This window comes from Kocuria coralli (assembly GCF_008831305.1).
Taxonomy (GTDB): domain Bacteria; phylum Actinomycetota; class Actinomycetes; order Actinomycetales; family Micrococcaceae; genus Kocuria; species Kocuria coralli.
The window spans coordinates 55,774-76,659 of the sequence record NZ_ML708624.1; the positions used below are offsets into that span (position 1 = coordinate 55,774).

General features: G+C 68.0%; 18 protein-coding genes. 10 read left to right on the top strand and 8 right to left on the bottom strand.

The window, feature by feature from the left end:
- Positions 1–132 precede the first annotated feature (132 nt).
- Positions 133–1,239 (top strand): BMP family lipoprotein, encoded by a 1,107-nt coding sequence (locus FCK90_RS12345; RefSeq protein WP_246180308.1) that lies wholly within the window; start codon positions 133–135, stop codon positions 1,237–1,239.
- A gap of 70 nt (positions 1,240–1,309) precedes the next feature.
- On the opposite strand, the gene FCK90_RS12350 is transcribed toward FCK90_RS12345, so the two are convergent.
- Both FCK90_RS12350 and FCK90_RS12355 read right to left on the bottom strand, forming a co-directional pair.
- Positions 1,310–2,560 (bottom strand): MFS transporter, encoded by a 1,251-nt coding sequence (locus tag FCK90_RS12350; protein WP_246180315.1) that lies wholly within the window; start codon positions 2,558–2,560, stop codon positions 1,310–1,312.
- A gap of 156 nt (positions 2,561–2,716) precedes the next feature.
- Complete coding sequence (locus FCK90_RS12355) at positions 2,717–3,631, bottom strand: PAC2 family protein (protein ID WP_158034600.1); 915 nt, start codon at positions 3,629–3,631, stop codon at positions 2,717–2,719.
- A gap of 328 nt (positions 3,632–3,959) precedes the next feature.
- Between FCK90_RS12355 and FCK90_RS12360 the strand changes: the two genes are divergently transcribed.
- From FCK90_RS12360 to FCK90_RS12375, 4 genes are all read left to right on the top strand, one after another.
- A complete protein-coding gene (locus FCK90_RS12360) occupies positions 3,960–5,597 on the top strand; it encodes a leucyl aminopeptidase (protein WP_158034601.1) in 1,638 nt (545 codons plus the stop codon).
- 114 nt (positions 5,598–5,711) lie between these two features.
- Positions 5,712–7,100 (top strand): dihydrolipoyl dehydrogenase, encoded by a 1,389-nt coding sequence (gene lpdA, locus FCK90_RS12365; protein WP_181954311.1) that lies wholly within the window; start codon positions 5,712–5,714, stop codon positions 7,098–7,100.
- Between the two features lie 114 nt (positions 7,101–7,214).
- A complete protein-coding gene (gene sucB / locus FCK90_RS12370; RefSeq protein WP_158034602.1) occupies positions 7,215–9,020 on the top strand; it encodes a 2-oxoglutarate dehydrogenase, E2 component, dihydrolipoamide succinyltransferase in 1,806 nt (601 codons plus the stop codon).
- Positions 9,021–9,220: 200 nt separating this feature from the next.
- Positions 9,221–9,571 (top strand): hypothetical protein, encoded by a 351-nt coding sequence (locus tag FCK90_RS12375; protein WP_158034603.1) that lies wholly within the window; start codon positions 9,221–9,223, stop codon positions 9,569–9,571.
- Between the two features lie 72 nt (positions 9,572–9,643).
- Here FCK90_RS12375 and FCK90_RS12380 read toward each other — a convergent pair whose 3' ends face one another.
- Positions 9,644–11,314, bottom strand: coding sequence for a hypothetical protein (locus FCK90_RS12380; RefSeq protein WP_158034604.1), 1,671 nt, complete (start codon positions 11,312–11,314; stop codon positions 9,644–9,646).
- Between the two features lie 74 nt (positions 11,315–11,388).
- Here FCK90_RS12380 and lipB point away from each other — a divergent pair, with 74 nt between their 5' ends.
- The 3 genes from lipB (at position 11,389) to FCK90_RS12395 (ending at position 14,012) form a co-directional block, all read left to right on the top strand.
- Positions 11,389–12,093: a lipoyl(octanoyl) transferase LipB gene (lipB, locus tag FCK90_RS12385; RefSeq protein ID WP_158034605.1), complete on the top strand. Its 705-nt coding sequence runs from the start codon at positions 11,389–11,391 to the stop codon at positions 12,091–12,093.
- Positions 12,094–12,145: 52 nt separating this feature from the next.
- Positions 12,146–13,156: a lipoyl synthase gene (gene lipA / locus FCK90_RS12390; protein WP_158034606.1), complete on the top strand. Its 1,011-nt coding sequence runs from the start codon at positions 12,146–12,148 to the stop codon at positions 13,154–13,156.
- An 82-nt stretch (positions 13,157–13,238) separates the two neighbouring features.
- Positions 13,239–14,012: a DUF4191 domain-containing protein gene (locus tag FCK90_RS12395; protein ID WP_158034607.1), complete on the top strand. Its 774-nt coding sequence runs from the start codon at positions 13,239–13,241 to the stop codon at positions 14,010–14,012.
- Between the two features lie 127 nt (positions 14,013–14,139).
- Here the strand turns inward: FCK90_RS12395 and FCK90_RS12400 are convergent, their stop codons facing one another.
- The gene (locus tag FCK90_RS12400) at positions 14,140–14,580 is read right to left on the bottom strand and encodes an RDD family protein (protein ID WP_158034608.1); all 441 of its coding nucleotides are present in this window, start codon (positions 14,578–14,580) and stop codon (positions 14,140–14,142) included.
- Between the two features lie 195 nt (positions 14,581–14,775).
- Between FCK90_RS12400 and glnA the strand changes: the two genes are divergently transcribed.
- Both glnA and budA read left to right on the top strand, forming a co-directional pair.
- Positions 14,776–16,200 (top strand): type I glutamate--ammonia ligase, encoded by a 1,425-nt coding sequence (gene glnA, locus FCK90_RS12405; RefSeq protein ID WP_158034609.1) that lies wholly within the window; start codon positions 14,776–14,778, stop codon positions 16,198–16,200.
- Positions 16,201–16,365: 165 nt separating this feature from the next.
- Positions 16,366–17,115: an acetolactate decarboxylase gene (budA, locus tag FCK90_RS12410; RefSeq protein ID WP_158034610.1), complete on the top strand. Its 750-nt coding sequence runs from the start codon at positions 16,366–16,368 to the stop codon at positions 17,113–17,115.
- A 14-nt stretch (positions 17,116–17,129) separates the two neighbouring features.
- Here the strand turns inward: budA and FCK90_RS12415 are convergent, their stop codons facing one another.
- The 4 genes from FCK90_RS12415 to FCK90_RS12430 form a co-directional block, all read right to left on the bottom strand.
- Complete coding sequence (locus tag FCK90_RS12415; protein ID WP_158034611.1) at positions 17,130–17,801, bottom strand: GOLPH3/VPS74 family protein; 672 nt, start codon at positions 17,799–17,801, stop codon at positions 17,130–17,132.
- A 168-nt stretch (positions 17,802–17,969) separates the two neighbouring features.
- Positions 17,970–18,800 carry a DUF4097 family beta strand repeat-containing protein gene (locus FCK90_RS12420; protein WP_158034612.1) on the bottom strand — a complete coding sequence of 277 codons (831 nt, stop codon included), beginning with the start codon at positions 18,798–18,800 and terminating at the stop codon, positions 17,970–17,972.
- On the bottom strand, positions 18,797–19,519 hold the full coding sequence (locus FCK90_RS12425) for a LuxR C-terminal-related transcriptional regulator (RefSeq protein WP_158034613.1): 723 nt from the start codon (positions 19,517–19,519) through the stop codon (positions 18,797–18,799). The genes FCK90_RS12420 and FCK90_RS12425 overlap by 4 nt, the downstream gene beginning before the upstream one ends.
- Entirely contained in the window at positions 19,507–20,802 is a 1,296-nt protein-coding gene (locus tag FCK90_RS12430; protein ID WP_158034614.1) for a sensor histidine kinase, read from the bottom strand. Before FCK90_RS12430 ends, FCK90_RS12425 begins: the two co-directional genes overlap by 13 nt.
- Between the last annotated feature and the right edge of the window lie 84 nt (positions 20,803–20,886).

The window sequence follows — 20,886 nt, forward strand, 5'->3', positions numbered from 1 at the left end:
TGCTTCGGGGGGATTCAGCGGACCGCTCCGGCTGTGGAGTCATCCCGGCGAGTCCGGGGTAGTCTGCCTCCTGAGATGGCCGCCTTATGACCGACCTCACCACAGCCGATCATGACAGTCCAGGAGACAATCGTGCCGATCACCTCGACCCGCCACCCGCTCCTGACGCCCGGAACCGGGCGCGCGGCGAAGGCCTTGACCGCGGCGCTCGCCGGCACCCTCCTGGTGGTCACAGGCTGCGGACAAGCTCCGGACTCGGACGATGCCGGGGAGACCTCCGACTTCACGGGCTGCATCGTGGCCGATGCGAGCGGCTTCAACGACGCCTCCTTCAACGAGGCCGCGATGAACGGCATGCGCCAGGTCGAGGAGGACCGGGGCATCCAGGTCCGCTCGGCCGAGGCCGCGGAGGCGCAGGACGCCAATCCCGCACTGACCTCGATGGCCGACTCGGGCTGCGACCTGACGGTGGCCATGAGCTACACCATGGTCGACCCGCTGCGGGAAGTGGCGGCCGCGAACCCGGAGTCCCACTTCATGATCGTCGACGACGACTCCATCCAGGCCGACAACGTCAAGCCGGTGGTCTACAACACGGCGGAGGCCGCCTTCCTGGCCGGGTATCTGGCAGCCGGAACCTCGGAGACGGGCACCGTGGGCACTCTCGGAGGGATGCAGCAGCCGGCGGTGACGGTCTTCATGGACGGTTTCGCACTGGGCGTCGCGCACTGGAACGAGACGCAGGGCGCCGACGTCCAGGTGGTCGGCTGGAACGAGTCCACCCAGCAGGGCACGTTCGTCAACTCCTATACGGACACCAACGCGGCCAAGACGATGACCCGCAACCTGATGGATCAAGGCGCCGACGTCGTCATGCCGGTGGCCGGGCAGGCCGGGAACGGGGCCCTGGATGCCGTGCTCGAATCGGAGAACGCGAAGATCGTCTGGGTGGATCAGGACGGATTCGAGTCCCTGGACCGGGGCAAGGACCGTGTGCTCACCTCGGTCATGAAGGGCATCACCACCTCGACGGTGGACGTCCTCGACCAGAGCGTCGACGGGGAATTCTCCCCCGAGACCTACGTGGGCACCCTCGAGAACGGCGGGGTGAGCATCGCCGACTTCCACGACGGGGCCGCCCCGGTCGATCCGCAGCTGCAGGAACAGGTCGGGCAGCTGCGGCAGCAGATCATCGACGGCGAGCTCTCGGTCGACTCCCGCTCCGCGCCGAGTTCATAAGCCGTTCATGCCGCGGGCGCTCCGGTCCTCGACGACGGCCCCAACCGAGGCGAAAGCCGGCGGACGACGGTCAGACGGCGTCGGCGCCGAAACTGGCCCGGACCCGGCGAGCGCTCACGAGCATGCCGACCGTGCCCGTGACGGTGACCAGCAGCTGCATCGCCATGGCCACCCGGAACCCCTCCGGGTCGTAGGCATCGTCCACCCAGCCCAGCGTGACCTGGAGGTCCAGGGTGATCCCGATCAGGAAGATCGCGCACAGGGAGGCCACGAACCCGCCCACGTTCGTGATGCCGGTGACGGTGCCGATATAGCTGCGCTGGGTGAAGGACTGCACGATGTTGAACGCGAGCATGGAGGCCGGAAGGCTCATGGCGATCGCCACCACGGCTGCCATGACCACGACGAAAGGAGCGGTCCCCGGCCACAGGATCAGCGCCGCCCAGGCGACGACGCCGATCCCCACCACGATGAGCGCGATCCGGAGGCGCCGGTGCTGGAACCGGCTCACCATCTGCCCGATGCTCATGCCCAGCACCAGGTTCGTGAGCACGAAGAGGGTCATCACGAACGAGGCCTGTCCGGCGCTCATCCCCTGAGCATTCTGGAGATAGGGGTAGCCCCACATCAGGGCGAAGACCGTGCCGATGAACTGCACGGTGAAATGCACCCAGAAGGCCAGGGCCGTGGCCGGCGCCCGGACGCATGCCACCACGGTGTCCCAGGTGCGCCGCAGGGCCAGGGGACGGACCTCCTCCGCGGAGAGCGGGTCCGGGCTGTCCCGCATGAAGGCCAGGACCAGGACGGCTGCGAGGACCGACAGGGCGCCCAGCGACAGGAAGGCGGGCGTCCATCCGGCCCAGCCCAGCAGAGCGCTGAACGGGATGACCGAGAGCATCTGCCCGAAGTTGCCCACCGTGCCGACCAGGAAGGTGGCCATCGGCGCCTTGGAGACCGAGAACCAGGCCGGGATGATGCGCAGCACGCAGATGAAGGTGGCGGCGTCCCCGGCGCCTACCAGCACGCGCCCGGCCACGCCCCACCCCAGGGAGTCCGCCAGGGCCAGGACCAGTTGGCCGGAACCCATCAGGATGGCCCCGGCCCCTACCATGGCCCGCGAGCCGAAACGATCCGCCAGCACGCCCACCGGGATCTGCAGGCCCGCGTAGACGAAGACCTGCAGCATGGTGAACAACGAGAGCTGGGAGGCGGTCGCCTGGAAGCGGTCGGCGGCCTCGAGGGAGGCCACCCCGAAGCTCGTCCGCTGGGCCACGGCCAGGAAGTAGGCGAATATCCCGACGGCGATGACCCAGTAGGCCATGCGCGAATCCCGTTCGTATCGCTTTTCCGGCTTCATGGCGTGGCTGAGTCATTCTCCTGTCTGAGATCGGCGGCCCGTGTGCGGGCGCCGCCGGGCGTGGTCGTTCGAGTCGTCCGGTCTCCCCTCCGCTGTGGGAGGAGAGGCCGGACAGCAGGCCTAGTCGTCGTCGGGCTGGTTCGCCAGGAAGGCCTCGACGGCGGCGCCGATCTCGTCGGCGTCGGGGAGTTCCGACTCGTCGCCCGCCAGCAGGGACCGCTGGGAGGCGTTGGCCACGACCTCGTCGTAGCGGACCTCCATGGATTCGATCACGGCCTGGACCTCCGGAGATCCCGCCACCTGCTCGTCGACGCGGCGGATGACGTCCCCGCCCGCATCCCGCAGCGCGTCGGTGGGCAGGGTGAGCCCTGTCGCCGCGGAGGCGTGCTCGAAAGCGGTCACGGTGATCTGCGGAAGACGAGCGTCGGCGAGGTACTGCGGCACGTGCACGGTGAAGCCGATGGTGTCCACGCCCAGCTCCCCGAACCGGATCTCGAGCTGCTGAGCGACAGAGGAGCTCATCTCGGCCACCGGGCGCTGCCCGTGGTTCTGCTCGACCAGGTCCGTCCGGGTTCCGTGCACCGAGACCAGGAACGGGCGAGTGTGCGGAACGGGCATCGGGATGCCCGTGACGGTGGTGACCATCGAGGTCTGCAGGCGCTCCGAGAGCTCGACCACCGCTTCGATGAACCGGTTCCACTGCAGATCGGGCTCGGGGCCGGTCAGCAGGCTGAAACTGCGCCCCAGTGGATCGGTCAGGGCGTAGAGCGCCAGCTGGGGGTTCTCCATGCGCTCGAAATGATCCTCCACGAAACGCACGTGCGGCCGCCTCGACCGGTAGTCCTGCAGCTGGTCGGCGTCGAAACGGGCCAGCACGTCATGGGGCAGCGACTCCAGGAGGGTCTCACGGATCTGATCGCTGATCTGGCCGCCCTCCGCGTAGCCGCTCAGCGAGATGACCATGGGTGCCCCGTGCAGGCGCGGGTCATCCAGCAAGCTCGGATTGCCCAAGTACAGGGCAGATGGATCCACCACGATCGACTCCTGGTTCGGTGCTGAACGACGTCTGGTGCCGGACAAGACGGGCGAACCGGACAAGACGGGGAACAGCTCGGAAAACAACTCTACGGCGGGCCGGGAGCGGGCTCCCGCTGCGTTCCGGCCCGGACGTGTTCAACCGTCGGCGGGGACGGCGATATTCCCGGCGGGGGCGGTTGAGCTGCGACACACCCGGCGCCAGTGCCTTGCGCAGGAGCGCGTCGCGAGAGCCCGCTACCGGCGAACAGGCTGGGCGGTGCCTGTGAGCCCGGCTACGATCGGGAAGGAAATCAGGTTGACCCCCATGGGAAGGTACCTCACCCGCATGTCACGTACTCCAGCCTCGTCTTCTCGCCGCCGGACCGGTCGCGATTCGGATTCCCGACCGCAGACGGCCCGGCCGCTCATCGACCTCCTCCCCGCGAGCGACCTGGATCTCCAGGCCTCGGACAAGAAGCTGGGCAGGATCAGCGGTGACGCCGTCGTGGTGGGCGTCCGCAGAACGCCGGAGGGGCCCCTCGTGGAGCTGCCGGCCGACGCCAAGTCGCTGCCTTCCGATCTCCAGACGCAGGCCAAGGCGATCGGCGTCACCGGTGCTGCGGACGAGGTCAAGAAGCTGGCCGCGCCCAAGGGCTCGCCGTGGCCGATCATCGTGCTGGCCGGCCTGGGCAGGGGCGACGAGGCGCCCTCGGACGCGGAAGCGCTACGGCGAGCCGCCGGGGCCGCCGCGCGCACCCTGTCCGGGACCGATCACGTCGTCTTCGCGCTGCCGTCGGCCTCGCTCGAGGAGGCCGCCGCCGTTGCCGAGGGCGCCGCCCTGGGGGCCTACGCCTTCTCCGCCCAGAAGGCCAAGACCGCCCATTCAGTGGGGACCGCCCTCAAGCGGGCCACCGTGGCGGCACCAGAGCTCGGCGCGAAGGAGCTCGCCGCCGCCGTGGACCGCGCCGGTGTCCTGGGCCGCGCCGTGGCACGCGCCCGCACCCTGGTGACCCTCTCCCCCGACGTCGTGTTCCCGGAGTCCGTGGCGCAGCTGACCGAGGATCTGGCCAAGGCCGGCTCGGGCAGGGTCACCGTGGAGGTCCTGGACGAGAGCGAACTGGCCGACGGTGGTTTCGGCGGGCTGATCGGGGTGGGGCAGGGCGCCTCCCGCCCGCCCAGGCTCGTCCGGATCGGCTGGGAGCCCAAGAAGCCGGTCGAATCGGTGGCGCTCGTCGGCAAGGGCATCACCTTCGACTCGGGCGGTCTTTCCCTGAAGCCCGCCAACTCGATGATGACGATGAAGTCGGACATGGCAGGCGCCGCCGCCGTGCTGTCCACGGTCTTCGCCGCGGCGGAGGCGGAGGTGCCCGTGTCCGTGACCGGCTGGCTGTGCCTGGCCGAGAACATGCCCTCGTCCACGGCGACCCGGCCCGGTGACGTGATCTCGGTCCGGGGCGGCCGCACCGTGGAGGTGCTCAACACCGACGCGGAGGGGCGCCTGGTCCTCGCCGACGGCCTGGTCGCCGCTCGGGAGGAGGACCCCGGTCTCCTGATCGACATCGCAACCCTGACCGGAGCCCAGATGGTGGCCCTGGGTGCCCGTACCGCCGCCGTGATGGGCGACGACGACGCCGTCGAGACCGTGCTGGCGGCCTCCGTGGCCTCGGGAGAGGACCTGTGGCCCATGCCCTTGCCGCAGCACCTGCGCGCGAGCCTCGACTCGGATGTCGCGGACATCAAGAACATCGGCGACCGCAACGGCGGCATGCTCGTCGCCGGGCTGTTCCTCAAGGAGTTCGCCGGGGCCGAGGAAGCCGCCGAGGAGTCGGCCGTGGAACCCGTGGGCCCTTGGGCTCACCTCGATATCGCCGGGCCCTCCTTCAACGAGGGCTCAGCCTGGGGTTACACGCCCAAGCAAGGCACCGGCTTCGGCGTGCGCACCATGTTCGCCGCCATCGAGCTGGTCGGCGGAGAGCCGGTGTGACACGTCCGGATCGCCGGAAGTCGTCGATGTAGCTCACGGGCGACTGCCTTGACTAGAGTGGTCGTGAATCACAGTGAGCCCGACCCGGCCCCACTGCCGTGTCGCTAAGGATCAATGAGCAAGGGAGCGTCATCCGTGGCGGAGAACGAATTCGACATCCTCGTACTGGGCGGCGGCAGCGCCGGTTACGCGGCTGCGTTGCGCGCCGTGCAGCTGGGGTACACCGTGGCATTGTTCGAGAAGAGCAAGGTGGGCGGCACCTGCTTGCACTGGGGCTGCATCCCCACCAAGGCGTACCTGCACTCCGCGGAGCTCGTGGCCGATGCCAAGGAATCCGAGAAGTACGGCGTCAAGCTGTCCGTGGACTCCGTGGACATGGGTGCCGTGCGCAGCTACAAGGACAGCATCGTGGCCGGCAAGTTCAAGGGTCTGAGCGGGCTGCTGAAGGCCAAGAAGATCACGGTGGTCGATGCCTTCGGCAAGCTCACCGGCGAGAACACCATCGAGGCCGACGGCACGACCTACACGGGCAAGCACATCATCCTCGCCTCGGGCTCGGTGTCCAAGACCATGGGCATCGAGATCCGCGACCGGGTCATGACCTCGACGGAAGCCCTGGAGATCGACTGGACCCCCAAGTCCGCGATCGTCCTGGGCGGCGGCGTCATCGGCTGCGAGTTCGCCTCCATGTGGAACTCGTTCGGCGTTGACGTCACCGTGATCGAGGGCCTGAACAACCTGGTTCCCAACGAGGACCCCTCGATCATCAAGATCCTCGAGAAGGAATTCAAGAAGAAGAAGATCAAGACCAACCTCGGCACCTTCTTCGAGAAGGTCGAACAGGACGAGAACGGCGCCAAGGTCACTCTCGCGGACGGCAAGACCTTCGAGGCCGACGTCGTGCTGGTGGCAGTGGGCCGCGGCCCGAACACCCAGGACATGGGCTTCGAGCAGGTCGGCGTGCCGATGGACCGCGGGTTCGTGACCCCCAACGAGCGCCTGCACACCGGCGTGGGCAACATCTACGCGATCGGGGACATCGTTCCCGGCGTGCAGCTGGCCCACCGTGGGTATCAGCAGGGCCGTTTCGTGGCCGAGGAGATTGCGGGCCTGAACCCCGTGGTCGTCGAGGACGTCAACGTCCCCAAGGTGACCTTCACCGAGCCGGAGATCTCCTCCGTGGGCTACACCCAGCCCAAGGCCGAGGAGAAGTTCGGCAAGGACAACGTCGAGGTCGCCGAGTACAACCTCCTCGGCAACGGCAAGTCCTCGATCCTGGGCACCGGCGGCATCATCAAGCTCGTCCGGGAGAAGGACGGCCCGATCGTCGGCTTCCACGCCATCGGCAAGCGGATCTCCGAGCAGATCGGCGAGGGCCAGCTGATCGTCAACTGGGAGGCCTACCCGGAGGACCTGGCTCCCTTCATCCACGCTCACCCGACGCAGAACGAGGCCATCGGCGAGGCCGCGATGGCCCTCGCCGGCATCCCGCTGCACGGCTGACCACATGCGGTGGCCCGGTTCCCGAACCGGGCCACCGCCTCTGGCGGGGGCCAGGCCCCACAGATCTCAAGCAACAACTGCAGACAGCGCACAGAAGAAAGAGACGGTCAGACGATGTCCGAAACCGTGAACCTTCCGGCCCTTGGCGAATCCGTTACCGAAGGCACCGTGACCCGGTGGCTCAAGGAAGTCGGCGACGAGGTCGCCGTTGACGAACCCCTGGTCGAGGTCTCCACCGACAAGGTCGACACCGAGGTCCCCTCCCCCGTAGCCGGCGTCATCGAGAAGATCCTCGTCGAAGAGGACGAGGACGTCGAGGTCGGCGCACCGCTGGTCGTCATCGGCGATGGCTCCGGCTCGGGTGACGACGACTCCGGCTCGGACTCGGCGGACTCCGGCGAGCCCGAGGAGAGCCAGGAGGCCGAGCCCGCAGCGGAGGAGACTTCCGAAGCACCCCAGCAGGACTCCGGGTCCGGCGCCAAGAAGTCCTCGGGCGGATCGGGCACCGAGGTCACCCTGCCAGCACTGGGCGAGTCGGTCACCGAAGGCACCGTGACCCGCTGGCTCAAAGAGATCGGCGAGGAAGTGGAGGTCGACGAGCCTCTGCTCGAGGTCTCCACCGACAAGGTCGACACCGAGGTCCCCTCCCCCGTAGCCGGCACCCTGCTGGAGATCAAGGTCCAGGAGGACGAGGACGCCGAGGTAGGCCAGGTCCTGGCTCTCATCGGCGACCCCGACGACGCTCCCGCAGAGGACGACTCCGACGACTCCGCTGGTTCGGAGGACTCCGCCGACTCGGCGGAGGCGATCGAGGATGCGGCCACCGAGTCCGCGACCCCCGAGGCCACGGACAAGGCTGCCGAGGAGAAGGCCCCCGCCAAGGCCCAGGAGCAGGAGCAGGCCGCCCCGGCGCAGCCCGAGGCCCCTGCCAAGGCCGAAGAGTCCCAGGCCGCTCCGGCCGGTGACTCGGGCGACTCCGACACCGCATACGTGACCCCGCTGGTGCGCAAGCTGGCCAAGTCGAAGGGCGTGGACCTGTCCTCGCTCAAGGGCACCGGCGTGGGCGGCCGCATCCGCAAGCAGGATGTGCTGGCCGCCGCCGAGTCCGCACCGGCCGCCTCCTCGGCGCCGTCGGCTCCGTCCGCCGCCCCTGCCCTCGACAATGGCGAGCCCACCACCATCCCGCCGGTCTCGGACAAGCGCGGTACCACGGAGAAGGCTCCGCGCATCCGCATGACCATCGCCAAGCGCATGCGCGAGTCCCTGCAGGATTCGGCTCAGCTGACCCAGGTCACCGAGGTCGACATGACTCGCGTGGCCGCACTGCGCAACAAGGCCAAGAACGCCTTCCAGGAGAAGCACGGCGCCAAGCTGACCTTCCTGCCGTTCTTCGTCCAGGCCGTGGCGGAGGGGCTCAAGGCCAACCCGGCCCTGAACGCCACGTTCAAGGAAGCCGAGAAGCAGATCGTCTACAACGCCTCCGAGGATCTGGCCATCGCCGTCGACACGCCTCGCGGCCTGCTCGTCCCGGTGATCCGCAACGCCGGCGACAAGCAGCTGCCGGGACTGGCCTCCTCGATCGCCGACCTGGGCGCCCGCGCCAAGGACGGGTCGATCGGCCCCGATGAGCTGACCGGTGGCACCTTCACCATCACCAACATCGGGTCCTTCGGCGCGCTGTTCGACACCCCGATCATCAACCAGCCCCAGGTCGCCATCCTGGGGACGGGCACGATCGTCAAGCGCCCCATGGTGATCCAGGACGCGGACGGCAACGACGTGATCGCCATCCGGCACATGTGCTACCTGTCCCTGACCTACGATCACCGGATCGTTGACGGCGCGGATGCGGGTCGCTTCCTGCACACCATGAAGGCCCGTCTGGAAGAGGGCCGGTTCGAAGGCGCCCTCGAACTCTGAGGCCCCCGACGGCGACCGCTCCGGTCGCCCCAGCCCATTGAGAGCCCATTGAGGTGGTGAGGAACCCGGTGGTGCGTCGTGATCGATCACGACGCACCACCGGGTTCCTGCTTTCCGCTTCGGCTCGGTGTGGCATAGGCCTCCCCCCGACTCCCTGCAGGGCGCAAGGGAGCCATGCCGCCCTTTAGTAGGGTCGAGGGATGACCTTTTTGCACTCCCTGCTCGTATTGATCCACATCCTGGGCGCCGCCGTGATCGTCGGCACCTGGGTCGCCACCTTCAAGAAGCCCACCGTCACCACCTGGCAGTTCGGCGCGTCCATCGCCATGCTGATCTCCGGCCTGCTGCTGGTGACCCTCAACGAGTTCGACCCGGATATCGCGGTCAACCACGCCAAAGTCGCCGTCAAACTGCTCCTTGCCCTCGGGGTCTTCGTGGCCGCGCTGATCGGCTGGCGGAAGCAGCGGGCGGGTCAGCCCGTCTCCACCGGTCTGGCCCACGGCACCGGTGGCACGGCACTCATCGCCATGGTCGTGGCCGTCCTCTGGTGATTGCCCGAGCCCCGGCAACGGGGTCGTGCGTCTCTGTCGAGCCGCGGTGAGGTACCGGCATCCTCTCGGACCTCACCGCGGCTCGACGTCTTTGATCCGCCAGCCGTCCGGCGTGTAGTCCAATGACATCTCCACCTCCTGGGAGCCCTCCTGCCCGCCTTCGATCCCCGTGGCGGTGACGGTCATGCGCGCGACGGCGCTCCCGGCCCCATCGAACTCGACCGCGGGTTCACCGTCGATGGCCATCTCGAGTCCGCTGAAGGCGTGCATCGCGGTTCCTGGGTCGGCGGACAGCCCCGCCAGCGTGGCCTGATCCTCCGCCAGGTCGCTCGCTCCGGGCACGTAGACCTCCTCCAGCCGGCCGGGGTCCCGGTCGCGGAACGCGGCGGCACGGACCGCGATCAGATCGGCCAGCACCTCGGCGTCCGGCGCCCGTACCCCGGTGCCGGCATCCACCGCTTCCGACGAGGTTGGCGATGAGTTCCCCGCCGCCGGTGGGGTTGCCACCCCGCCGGCCTCCGCGGCTCCCTGATCCCGTGGCATCAGCAGCATCACGGCACCGGCGAGGACGACGACCACCAGGACACCGGCGCCCCATATCCTCCACGACATCCTCCACGACAGCAGGTACCGGCCGACGGAAGACCGGTACCTGCCGGGCCAGGCGCCCGCCCCGGCCGGTTCATCGTCCCCGTCCCACCCCCGGTCGGTGAAAGAGGACATCCGGGTACGGGAGCTTCGGCGTTCTGCGGGCTCCGATGAAGCTGTGCCGCCACCGCGCAGCAGTTCCAGGACCCGCTGGGTGCTGTCTCGATCCTGGCTGCAGATCAGGGTGTCCCCGTCCTCCACCTCCCCGTCCGCTGCTTCCTCGGGCTCTCCGTCCTGCTCGTCATTCATGTCATCCTCGGTCTCGCCACCGGCGTCGGCAGCGTCGGACAGGCTCTGGCCGATCGCCTCCGCCAGCCGGCGCGCGGAATCGCCGTATGCGACCACCGCCTCACGGCCGGCCCCTCCGAACCTCTTCTCCCGTGCGGATCGGTCCATGCCGGCTCCGCCCATGCCAGCTCCGCCCAGGTCCTCCAGGAGATCGTCGAGAGCATCGAGCGCCTCCGCCGGCAAGGCGGGGCAGACGGTGGCCAGCGGCGCCCTGTCCCGTCCGGGGGCAGGACGACGGCCGGTCAGGACGGTAGCCGCCGCTGCCGCCAGCATGACCAGGTCCCCATGGGCTTCCCGCTCCTCGTCTCCGGGGCTCATGGCCCTGATACCGGAATCCGGGCTCACCAGGATCTGCCAGCGCCCGGGGGTCTCGTCGACCTCCTCCGCTGCGCGCAGGAGGTCACGCAGCGACATCCTGCGCAGCGTCGCCCCGTGGTCATGCAGTACCGCCAGACCCTCGGCCACGTCTGCCACCATGGTCAGGACCGCGCTCTGCACGGCACCTCCCAGCCTGCCGACGTCGTCGGCGAAACTGCGTTCGGGTAGTTCCTCGTAGAGCAGCGAGCTACGGGACGGCTGGTCGATGATTGCCCGGGGCACGGCGAGATACGGGCTGTCCACCGGTTCGAGGCGGTGCACGATCCCGGCCCAGCCTTTGCCATCGGTCGCAGCGGAGCCGAGCTCCAGCAGAACGTACCGGTTCCCGGAGACGGGCTCGATCACCCGGCGACCACGGCCGGCCCAAGCCCCCAGGTCTGCCAGCTCGGGCGGACCCAGGGGCGTCGTGAAGGCATCCGGTGTGTCCATGGCATCCAGCATGCTCTTCCCGACCCTCGGATGGCGGTTATCCACAGGCCCCCTGATCCGCGTAGGCTGGGGCCATGTCCTTGTCCTTCGAACGCTTGGGTTTCGCCCCCGACTTCGTCCCGTACCGTCCCGCCCTGGAGGTGCAGAAGACGGTCCATCAGCAGGTGGTGGCCGAGGAACGCGCGAACACCGTGCTGCTGGTGGAGCACGAACCCGTCTACACCGCCGGCCGCCGGTCCTCGGCGGAGGAATACCCCGCCGACGGCACCGAGGTGGTGGAGATCGGCCGCGGGGGCAAGATCACGTGGCACGGACCGGGCCAGCTCGTGGCGTATCCGATCATGCGTTTGAAGACCCCGATCGATGTCGTGAAGTTCGTCCGGGACCTGGAGCAGCTGGTGATCTCCGTGGTGGGGCGGTTCGGGGTCGAGGCGACCACCGTGGAGGGCCGTTCGGGCGCCTGGATCCCCGCTGACGATCGTGGCGGCGACCGCAAGATCTCCGCCATCGGCGTCCAGGTGTCCCGCCGCACCACGATGCACGGCATCGCCCTGAACTGCAGCAACGACCTGGCACCCTTCGGGGACTTCATCCCGTGCGGGATCAGCGATGCCGGTGTCACCTCCATCAGCCGCGAACTCGGCAGGAATGTTGCACCGGCGGATGTGGTTGAGGTGATGATCGAGGAATTCCGTCGTCGTGAAGCGGACCTGTGCGCCGTCGCCGGGATCCCGGACAATCAGCCTCCGCTGCCCTGGCCCGCCGTGGCCCGACCCTGACCACGAGCCATAAGCTCTCACTGTCCATCAGCCCCACACCTGGAGAATGCCGATGACCATCGCTCCCGAAGGCCGCCGTCTACTGCGCGTCGAGGCGCGCAATGCCGAGGTCCCGATCGAGAAGAAGCCGAACTGGCTCAAGAACACCGCGCACATGGGCCCCGAGTACACCAAGCTCAAGTCGATGGCGCGCGGCAAGGGGCTGCACACGGTCTGCGAGGAAGCGGGCTGTCCCAACATCTACGAATGCTGGGAGGACCGCGAGGCCTCCTTCCTGATCGGCGGCTCCGTGTGCACGCGCCGTTGCGACTTCTGCGACATCGCCACCGGCCGGCCCGAGCCCATCGACTACGACGAGCCCCGCAAGGTCGCGGAGTCCGTCCGCGACCTCGACCTGCGCTATGCCACCGTGACCGGAGTGGCCCGGGACGACTTCGAGGACGGTGCGGCCTGGCTCTACGCCGACACCATCCGCGCGATCCACGAGATCTCCCCGCAGACCGGCGTCGAGATCCTGATCCCCGATTTCAAGGGCCGCCCCGAGTCCCTGCAGATGGTGGTCGACGCCGGTCCTGAGGTCTTCGCGCACAATCTGGAGACCGTGCCGAGGATCTTCAAGCAGATCCGTCCCGCCTTCACCTACGAGCGTTCCCTGGACGTGCTCAGCTACGGCAAGGACCGCGGGCTGATCACCAAGTCCAACCTCATCCTGGGCATGGGCGAGACGGACGAGGAGATCCACGAGGCGCTGTGCGACCTCTTCGACTCCGGCTGCGACATCATCACCCTGACGCAGTACCTCCGCCCCTCCAAGCTGTTCCACCCCATCGATCGGTGGGTCAAGCCGGAGCAGTTCGTGGCCTACGCCAAGATGGCGGAGGAGATCGGCTTCCTGGGCGTCATGTCCGGGCCCATGGTGCGTTCCTCCTACCGGTCGGGCAGGCTGTGGGCCCGCTCGATGAACAAGCTCGGCCGCGAGATCCCCGAACGGCTGGCTCACATCACCGATGAGGGCTCCACCGCGCAGGAGGCTTCCAGCCTGATCGCCAAGTTGGGCCGCTGAACGCCGTACTGCCGCTAGAATGGTTGCCGCTGCAGACCTAGCGGCCCATGATCCACCACCGACTTCACCACGAGGTTTCACCGTGTCCCCATCCAGCTCCGGCCGAGCCACGAACGATGCCAAGTCCACCCGGGCTGCGGCCAGGGAGCAGAAGCGCGAGGAGAAGGCCCGCAAGAAGGCGGCGAAGGGCCCCGGCTACTTCGCCCAGATGAAGCAGGTCTACCGGATCACCAAGGAGCACGACTCCAACATCACGCTCAAGCTGATCGCCATCGCCCTGGGCGTTCTGGTGATCTTCCTGATCCTGGGCCTGCTGCTCAACAACTGGATCACCTGGTTGCTGATCGGCCTCCCGTTCGCCCTGCTCGCCGCGGTGTTCTTCCTCTCCCGCCGTGCGGAGAAGGCGGCCTTCTCGCGTATCGAGGATCAGCCGGGGGCCGCAGGTGCGGCTCTGTCCACGTTGCGGCGCGGGTGGATCGTCGATCAGGAGCCGGTTCAGGTGGATCCCCGGTCCCGTGACCTGGTCTTCCGCGCCGTCGGACGTCCCGGGGTGGTCCTGGTCACCGAAGGGCCCACCGGCCGGGTCAAGAAGCTGGTGACCAAGGAACGCCGCCGGATCGGGCCCATGATCCAGAACGTGCCGATCCACGTGATCAACGCCGGCAACAAGGAGGACCAGGTCCCCCTGCGGCAGGTCGCCAAGCGCATGAAGAAGCTGGACAAGTCGCTGACCCGCGACGAGGTCAGCAAGGTGCACAAGCGCATCTCCACCCTGCGCAGCAACTCGCTGCCCATCCCCAAGGGCGTGGACCCCATGCGCGCCCGTCCCGACCGCAAGGCCATGCGAGGCCGCTGACCTCTGAACCCCGGCCCTGGAGGTCCCGGACCGGGAAAGCCCCTCGCACGTACGAGCGCCGTCGTCGTCCGATACAGGACGGCGACGGCGCTCGCGCTTTTGGGCGGGCCTGGGCCCGCCGGCCGGTTCACCGGATCTTCACGAGAAGGGTGCCCACGGCACGGTCCTGCAGACCGCGCTGGTCCTGATCCATGATCAGGCCGGGGACGATCAGGAACACCAGGACGCTGCGGATCACGCCCCTGAAGAACCCGGGCGCGTAGCCGTCCGTCGTCTGCACTTGCATCCCCAGGATGAAATGCCCGATGGTGTGCCCCGTGAATCCCACCGACAACGCGGTGATCACCAGCCAGAGGCCCAGCGTGCCCACGTTCTGGGCGGTCTGCGAGAACAGCAACGCGGCCAGGCCCATGGCGACGAACCAATCGATCAGCAGGGCGAGGACGCGCACCCCGAGTCCTGCCAGCGATCCTGGCCCCGTCTCGGGCCGGCCCAGCCGCTTGCCCGGATAGGACTGGCCGGGCGATGGGCCCCCTCGAGTACTGGCGGCATCGTCACGATTGATCATTGCTCCAGCCTATCGGCGCGCCACGGAGCCCCCGACATCATGGCGTGGCACGGTGGTGTGTAACCCCCGCGAAACACAAGAGATACGGAGAGGCAACGGGCTGACCGTATTTTTGATCGCGACCCAAGGGTTGCCGTTCTCGTCCACACGAACCGGTGATACGGCGTCTGCCCGAAGACAAGAAGGAGTACGTCTGTGTTCAAGACACCCGAAGAAGTTATGGCCTTCATCAAGGACGAAGAAGTCGTTTTCGTCGACATCCGTTTCACCGATCTGCCGGGGGTGCAGCAGCACTTCAACCTGCCCGCCAAGTCGATCGACGACGACTTCTTCGAGAACGGTCAGCTCTTCGACGGCTCCTCGATCCGCGGTTTCCAGGGCATCGCCGAGTCCGACATGCAGCTGATCCCGGATTCGGCCACCGCCTATGTCGACCCCTACCGGGTCGAGAAGACCCTGGTGGTCACCTGCTCGATCGTCAACCCCCGTACGGGCGAGCCCTACCACCGCGATCCCCGCGGCGTCTCCGAGCGCGCCGAGGCCTACATGGCCTCCACCGGCATCGCCGACATCGCGAACTTCGCCGCCGAGGCCGAGTTCTTCATCTTCGACGACGTCCGTTTCGACGTCCAGCCCCAGGGCTCCTTCTACGCCGTCGACTCCGAGGAGGCCATCTGGAACTCCGGTCGCCAGGAAGAGGGCGGCAACCTGGGTAACAAGACGGCCACCAAGGGCGGCTACTTCCCGGTCTCCCCCGTCGACAAGCAGGCCGACCTGCGCGATGCCATCTGCGTCGCCCTGGACGAGGTCGGCCTGGAGGTCGAGCGCTCCCACCACGAGGTCGGCGGCCCCGGCCAGGCGGAGATCAACTACAAGTTCAACACGCTCGCTCACGCGGCGGACGATCTGCAGAAGTTCAAGTACATCGTCAAGAACACCGCTGACGCCTTCGGCAAGTCCGCGACCTTCATGCCCAAGCCGATCTTCAACGACAACGGCTCCGGCATGCACTGCCACCAGTCCCTGTGGAAGGGCGGCGAGCCGCTGTTCTACGACGAGAAGGGCTACGCGGGTCTGTCGGACCTCGCCCGCTGGTACATCGGCGGCCTGCTGGAGCACTCCTCCGCCGTGCTGGCCTTCACCAACCCGACCGTCAACTCCTACAAGCGCCTGGTCAAGGGCTTCGAGGCCCCGGTCAACATGGTGTACTCGCAGGGCAACCGGTCGGCCGGTATCCGTATCCCGATCACCGGCACCAACCCCAAGGCCAAGCGCCTGGAGTTCCGCGCGCCGGATCCCTCCTGCAACCCGTACCTCGCCTTCGCCGCGCAGCTGATGGCCGGCCTGGACGGTATCCGCAACCGCATCGAGCCGACCGAGCCGATCGACAAGGACCTCTACGAGCTTCCGCCGGAAGAGGCCAAGGACATCAAGAAGGCTCCGGGCTCCCTGGACGAGGCTCTCGACGCCCTCGAGCAGGATCACGAGTTCCTGCTGGCCGGTGACGTGTTCACCGAGGACCTGATCGAGACCTGGATCACCTACAAGCGCGAGAACGAGCTCGTACCGCTCTCCGTGGTGCCGCACCCCATGGAGTTCGCCCTCTACTACGGCGTGTGAGTTCCACGCTCCGGCGTCGTTGAGCCTGTAAACCCGTTGACTCTGGGGTAGAAGTGATCTTGTGTCACTTCTACCCCAGAGTCATACCGGGGCTCGATCATCCCTCCCGCGCCCTGGGGCGGGTGAACTCCACGTCGTCGCAGGACCGGCACGAAAGGACTGACCATGGCCACAGGACCCAAGGAACTGCACGGGGAGACGATCTTCCGTAACGAGGTGTTCCAGACCGGGCTCATGGCCGGCCTGCTCGACGGCGTGTACGACGGAGAGATGACCATCGGCGAGTTGCTGGGCCACGGCAATTTCGGGCTCGGCACCTTCGACGGTCTCGACGGCGAAATGGTGGTCCTGGACGGCGTGGCCTACCAGATGCGCGCCGACGGGTCGATCGAACCCGCCCACCTGACTCAGCGCACGCCGTACGCGGTGGTCACCAATTTCGTACCGACCATCCAGCGGGAGCTGCCGAACGCGTTGCTGCGCAAGACCGCCTCGCAGGTGCTCGACGAACTCACGGTCTCCCAGAACTACATGTACGCGCTGAAGATCACGGGCACGTTCGACTGGATCCGCACCCGCACGGTCATCAAGCAGTCCAAGCCCTACCCCCGCATGGTCGAGGCCACGGAGAACGAGGACATCCTCCAATTCGACGACATCGACGGCACCATCGTGGGTTTCCGTACGCCCATCTACGAGCAGGGCATCTCCGTGCCCGGTTGCCATGCCCACTTCATCGACGACTCCCGCGCCCAGGGCGGTCACGTGGTCGACTTCAAGCTGCGCGAGGCCAGCGTGCAGATCTGTCCGGGCACCGAGCTGCGCCTCCACCTGCCGCTGACGCCGGAGTTCTCCGCCGCCAATCTCTCTCCCGAGGACCTGGCGGAGCAGATCTCCAAGACCGAGAAGCACTGAGCCGGAGGCGGCCTTCAGCCCGAGGAGCCGCCGGAGACCACGATCGGGATGATCACTGCCGTCATCATCGCGCTGTTCATCGCCTGAATGGCACGGTCCACGGACTCCCCCGTCGGCGAGTGCTCGACGACGGCGGCGATCCGTGCTTTCAGCTCCCTGGCGCGCATTCCGCCGGACTCCGCCGCGAGGATTTTCGGAGCGACGCCCAGTGCCTGCAGGACCGACAGCAGCGTAGCGTCAGCCGGGGTGGGCGCCGAGGCGCCCGCCAGCACCGCCGCGAGGCGCCCGCGCAGTTCTCGTTCGGGCCTCGAGTCGGCCTCGGGGGTCCGCGGCTTCCCCAGGCCGAGCATGGTGCGGTCGCCGAGGGAGAGCACGCCCTTCTGCACGAGCGATGCGACCACGACCTCCTCCGGGTTCAGCCTCGACGAGGTGACGAGACGGTCGAGTCGCTTCCCGCTGTGGGAGGCGAGGCGATCGAGTCCGAAATCCAGCACCGGGTCGCCGGTCGGTGTCGTGGTGCCCACCGTGACCCGCGGACGTTTCTCCTCCGTCAGCGCCACCCTGCCCGCGAGCACCAGGTCGGCGATGAGCGCGGCGCTCAGGCCGTATCCGCGCTGGGTGCCCGGCCTCTCCGGTGTGCCGGTGTCCTTGGTCAGGAGCAGGTAGAGCTCCTCTGCGATCAACATGGGATTCCTCTCCCCTACGGCTCCTGCGTGGTCGGTGTTCCCCTTCTAAGCTAGCCCTGACGGCCCGGCAGCAGCTCCGTCTCGAGGGTGATATTGACTGAGGGCCGGCATCCAGCAGTAGGAGTACGTACTGGATGCCGGCCCTTCCAGCCTCGGGATGACTCCGTCTCAGGCGCCGGGGCGGAGGAAGATCTCGCCCGCCGAGACGTCGGCCTCGACCACATGGGAGCTGTCGGAGGCGACGTCCAGGTCGTTCACCACGTCGCCGACCGCCGATCGGGCGGTCACATCGTAGGTGCCCTCCGGCAGCGTGAGATCCGCTGTGCCGACGGCGACGTCGACGCCCACGCGGTTCGGGGCCGACCCGCTGAGCTGCGCGATCACCTCGCCCGCGGAGACCTCGAACGCGGCCTCCGTCACGCTCTCCACATCGACGTCGGCCGTCCCTGCTCCGACGCTCACGCTGAGCATGCGCGCTGCACCGTTCACGAAGGCCTCGCCCGCGCCGACCTGTACGTCGAGATCGCGGAAATCACCGTCCACCGTCACCGTTCCGGCACCCGAATCGATCCCGGCGTCGAGCGAGCCGTCGTTCAGCTGCTCCGGGAGCGTCAGCACGGTCGCACGCCCCTCCTCGCCGCAGAACCCGAAGATGCACCAGTTACCGAACGGCCGGCCGTGGCGTTGGAGCACGAGCTCGTCGTCCTCCCGCTCCAGTGTCCACCGACCCTGGCGATCGGGTCCGCCCGAGGTGAGCGTCGCTTCCTGCACGTCGCCGAACTCGACGGTCAGCCAGGTGGCTCCTGAATCCACGTCGATCGCCGTGATCCCAGTGGCGTCGGCGCTCTGCACAGGGGAGGGGTCTCCGCCAGCGGTGAGAGTGCCAGCGGTCGCAATGGCGGCCGTGGTCCCGGCCGCGAGCAGCACGATGCCGCCTGCGACCGCTGTGATGATCGCGGCGGGCTTCGCCGCCGGGTTCTTCGTCCTCGTCGTCTTCATCGTTCCGCTCCTGACTGTGTCCGATCCTGGGGTGCCGGCTGTTGGGCCGATGGACGGTAGGGCTCCTGCCCGCCGCTGTTGCCGATATGCGCCAGTGTGGCCAGTACGCGTCGGTTGCCCGTCTCGTCGTTCACCAGGCCGAGTTTCTGGAAGATCGCCGTGATGTGCTTCTCGACGCTTGCCTCCGAGAGGAAGAGCAGGGCGGCGATCGCCTGGTTGGACTTTCCCTCGGCGAGCGCGGCGAGCACCGTGCGTTCCCGGTCGGTCAGCGTTCGCATCCGGTCGTCCTGGCTCCGCCGTGTCAGCAGCTGCGACACAACCTCGGGATCGAGTACGCTCGCGCCCCTGGCGATGCGCTCGAGCGAGTCGACGAACTCGGAGACGTCGGCGACGCGGTCCTTGAGGAGATATCCGAAGGCCCCGCCCGCTGCTGCGATCAGATCGCTCGCGTAGCGTTCCTCCACGTACTGGGAGAGGACGAGGATGGGCAGCTGCGGTCGTCCGCGGCGAAGGGCGAGAGCCGCGCGGATGCCCTCGTCGCTGAATGTCGGCGGCAGGCGCACGTCGAGGATGCAGAGTTCTGGATCGGTGCGCGCGACCTCCTCGGAGAGCGTAGTCGCGTCGGGAAGCGCCGAGACCGTCTCGTGCCCGGCGTGAGCCAGGAGGCGTACGAGCCCCTCGCGGAGCAGTACCGAGTCTTCACAGATCAGGATGCGCATGGCACGCTCACCTCCACAGCAGTCGGGCCGCCCTGCGGGCTGTCGATCCGGATGGTGCCGCCCGCGGCGAGCACGCGGTTCGAGATGCCCTCGAGGCCCCCGCCGGGCAGGGGCGTCGCACCGCCGATGCCGTTGTCCTCGACCCGTGCCCACAATGCGCCATGCTGCGCCGTGCCGCTGGCGTCTGTCGGTGCCACCTCGCGGAGCCGCACCACCACCCGGCATTCGCTGGCACGGGAGTGCTTCGCGGCGTTCGTGAGTGCCTCGGCGATCACGAAGTAGACGGCGGCCTCGGCATCCCGGCCGCAGCGGCGGTCCAGTCGCACGTCGAGCTGGATGGGAATGTGCGACCGCCCGGCCAGCGCGGAGAGCGCCGCGTCGAGTCCGCGGTCGTCGAGCACCGAGGCGTGGATGCCACGAGCCAGCTGCCGCAGCTCCGTGATCGCTGCCTTCGTGGAGGTGTGCGCCTCCCCGATGAGCGCCTTCGCGGCCGCCGGGTCGCGGTCGATCTCTTGCTGGGCGAGACCCAGGGTCATGCCGACCGACACGAGCCGCGGCTGGACGCCGTCGTGCAGATCGCGCTCGATACGGGTGCGTTCCAGATCGGCGGCCCGCACCGCGCCCTCGCGCTGCTCGTCGGATGCTCTCGCGTGCGCGGTCAGCGTTGCGGCGCGCGCCTGCCAGCCGATGATGCCGCAGCTGATCGCGCGATGGGCGAGGGCCAGCAGCACGATCACGGCTGGGAAGAGGACCGCGCCGGCGATCCCCAGCGCTAGGGCGCTGACCGGTATGACGTCGGTGAAGAAGGCGGCGGTGACGTATTCACGGTCCGTGGCCGCGGCGATGATGCCGCCGACCGACCAGATGAACGCCTGCACCATGCCGAGCACCACGACGCCCAGGGTGCTCGCGGTGGCGAAGTTCGCCACCGACGCCCACACGCGGCCGTCGACTGCCTGCCTGCCGAGCGTTCGCAGGTAGCCGCCGAAGCCCGGCTGCTCGACCGGACGCAGGCGGAGCGGGGGGACATCGAGCCCGTACAGGCCGCTGACCCGTGCCGTCTCGAACCAGGCGATGCCGAAGAGGGCGTACACGAGGCCGGCGAGCACTACGAGGCCGATACCGAGCACGAAGACCAGGGCGATGCCCGCCCCGAGGATTCCGAGCAGGGTGCCGACGAGTGCCCAGCCGACGAGACCGAGGGCGGCGAGGTGAAGGATGGTGAGCGCGAGACGCAGCGGCGGTCTCGTCAGCCGCTGCGTAGGGTCGTCTGAGGTGGTCATGCCTCTAAACTACGGCGCGCCCGTACCCCCGGACATGTGGGAAACCGGAGCGCTTCTTCGGGTTATCCCGAATGAGGCGGGACA

Coding starts and splice junctions, on each gene's coding strand:
- FCK90_RS12360 (WP_158034601.1), top strand. CDS start 3,960: ATGTCACGTACTCCAGCCTCGTCTTCTCGCCGCCGGACCGGTCGCGAT.
- FCK90_RS12400 (WP_158034608.1), bottom strand. CDS start 14,580: ATGATCAATCGTGACGATGCCGCCAGTACTCGAGGGGGCCCATCGCCC.
- FCK90_RS12430 (WP_158034614.1), bottom strand. CDS start 20,802: ATGACCACCTCAGACGACCCTACGCAGCGGCTGACGAGACCGCCGCTG.
- FCK90_RS12425 (WP_158034613.1), bottom strand. CDS start 19,519: ATGCGCATCCTGATCTGTGAAGACTCGGTACTGCTCCGCGAGGGGCTC.
- lipA (WP_158034606.1), top strand. CDS start 12,146: ATGACCATCGCTCCCGAAGGCCGCCGTCTACTGCGCGTCGAGGCGCGC.
- FCK90_RS12350 (WP_246180315.1), bottom strand. CDS start 2,560: ATGGCCTACTGGGTCATCGCCGTCGGGATATTCGCCTACTTCCTGGCC.
- lpdA (WP_181954311.1), top strand. CDS start 5,712: ATGAGCAAGGGAGCGTCATCCGTGGCGGAGAACGAATTCGACATCCTC.
- budA (WP_158034610.1), top strand. CDS start 16,366: ATGGCCACAGGACCCAAGGAACTGCACGGGGAGACGATCTTCCGTAAC.
- lipB (WP_158034605.1), top strand. CDS start 11,389: ATGTCCTTGTCCTTCGAACGCTTGGGTTTCGCCCCCGACTTCGTCCCG.
- FCK90_RS12375 (WP_158034603.1), top strand. CDS start 9,221: ATGACCTTTTTGCACTCCCTGCTCGTATTGATCCACATCCTGGGCGCC.
- sucB (WP_158034602.1), top strand. CDS start 7,215: ATGTCCGAAACCGTGAACCTTCCGGCCCTTGGCGAATCCGTTACCGAA.
- FCK90_RS12415 (WP_158034611.1), bottom strand. CDS start 17,801: ATGTTGATCGCAGAGGAGCTCTACCTGCTCCTGACCAAGGACACCGGC.
- FCK90_RS12420 (WP_158034612.1), bottom strand. CDS start 18,800: ATGAAGACGACGAGGACGAAGAACCCGGCGGCGAAGCCCGCCGCGATC.
- FCK90_RS12380 (WP_158034604.1), bottom strand. CDS start 11,314: ATGGACACACCGGATGCCTTCACGACGCCCCTGGGTCCGCCCGAGCTG.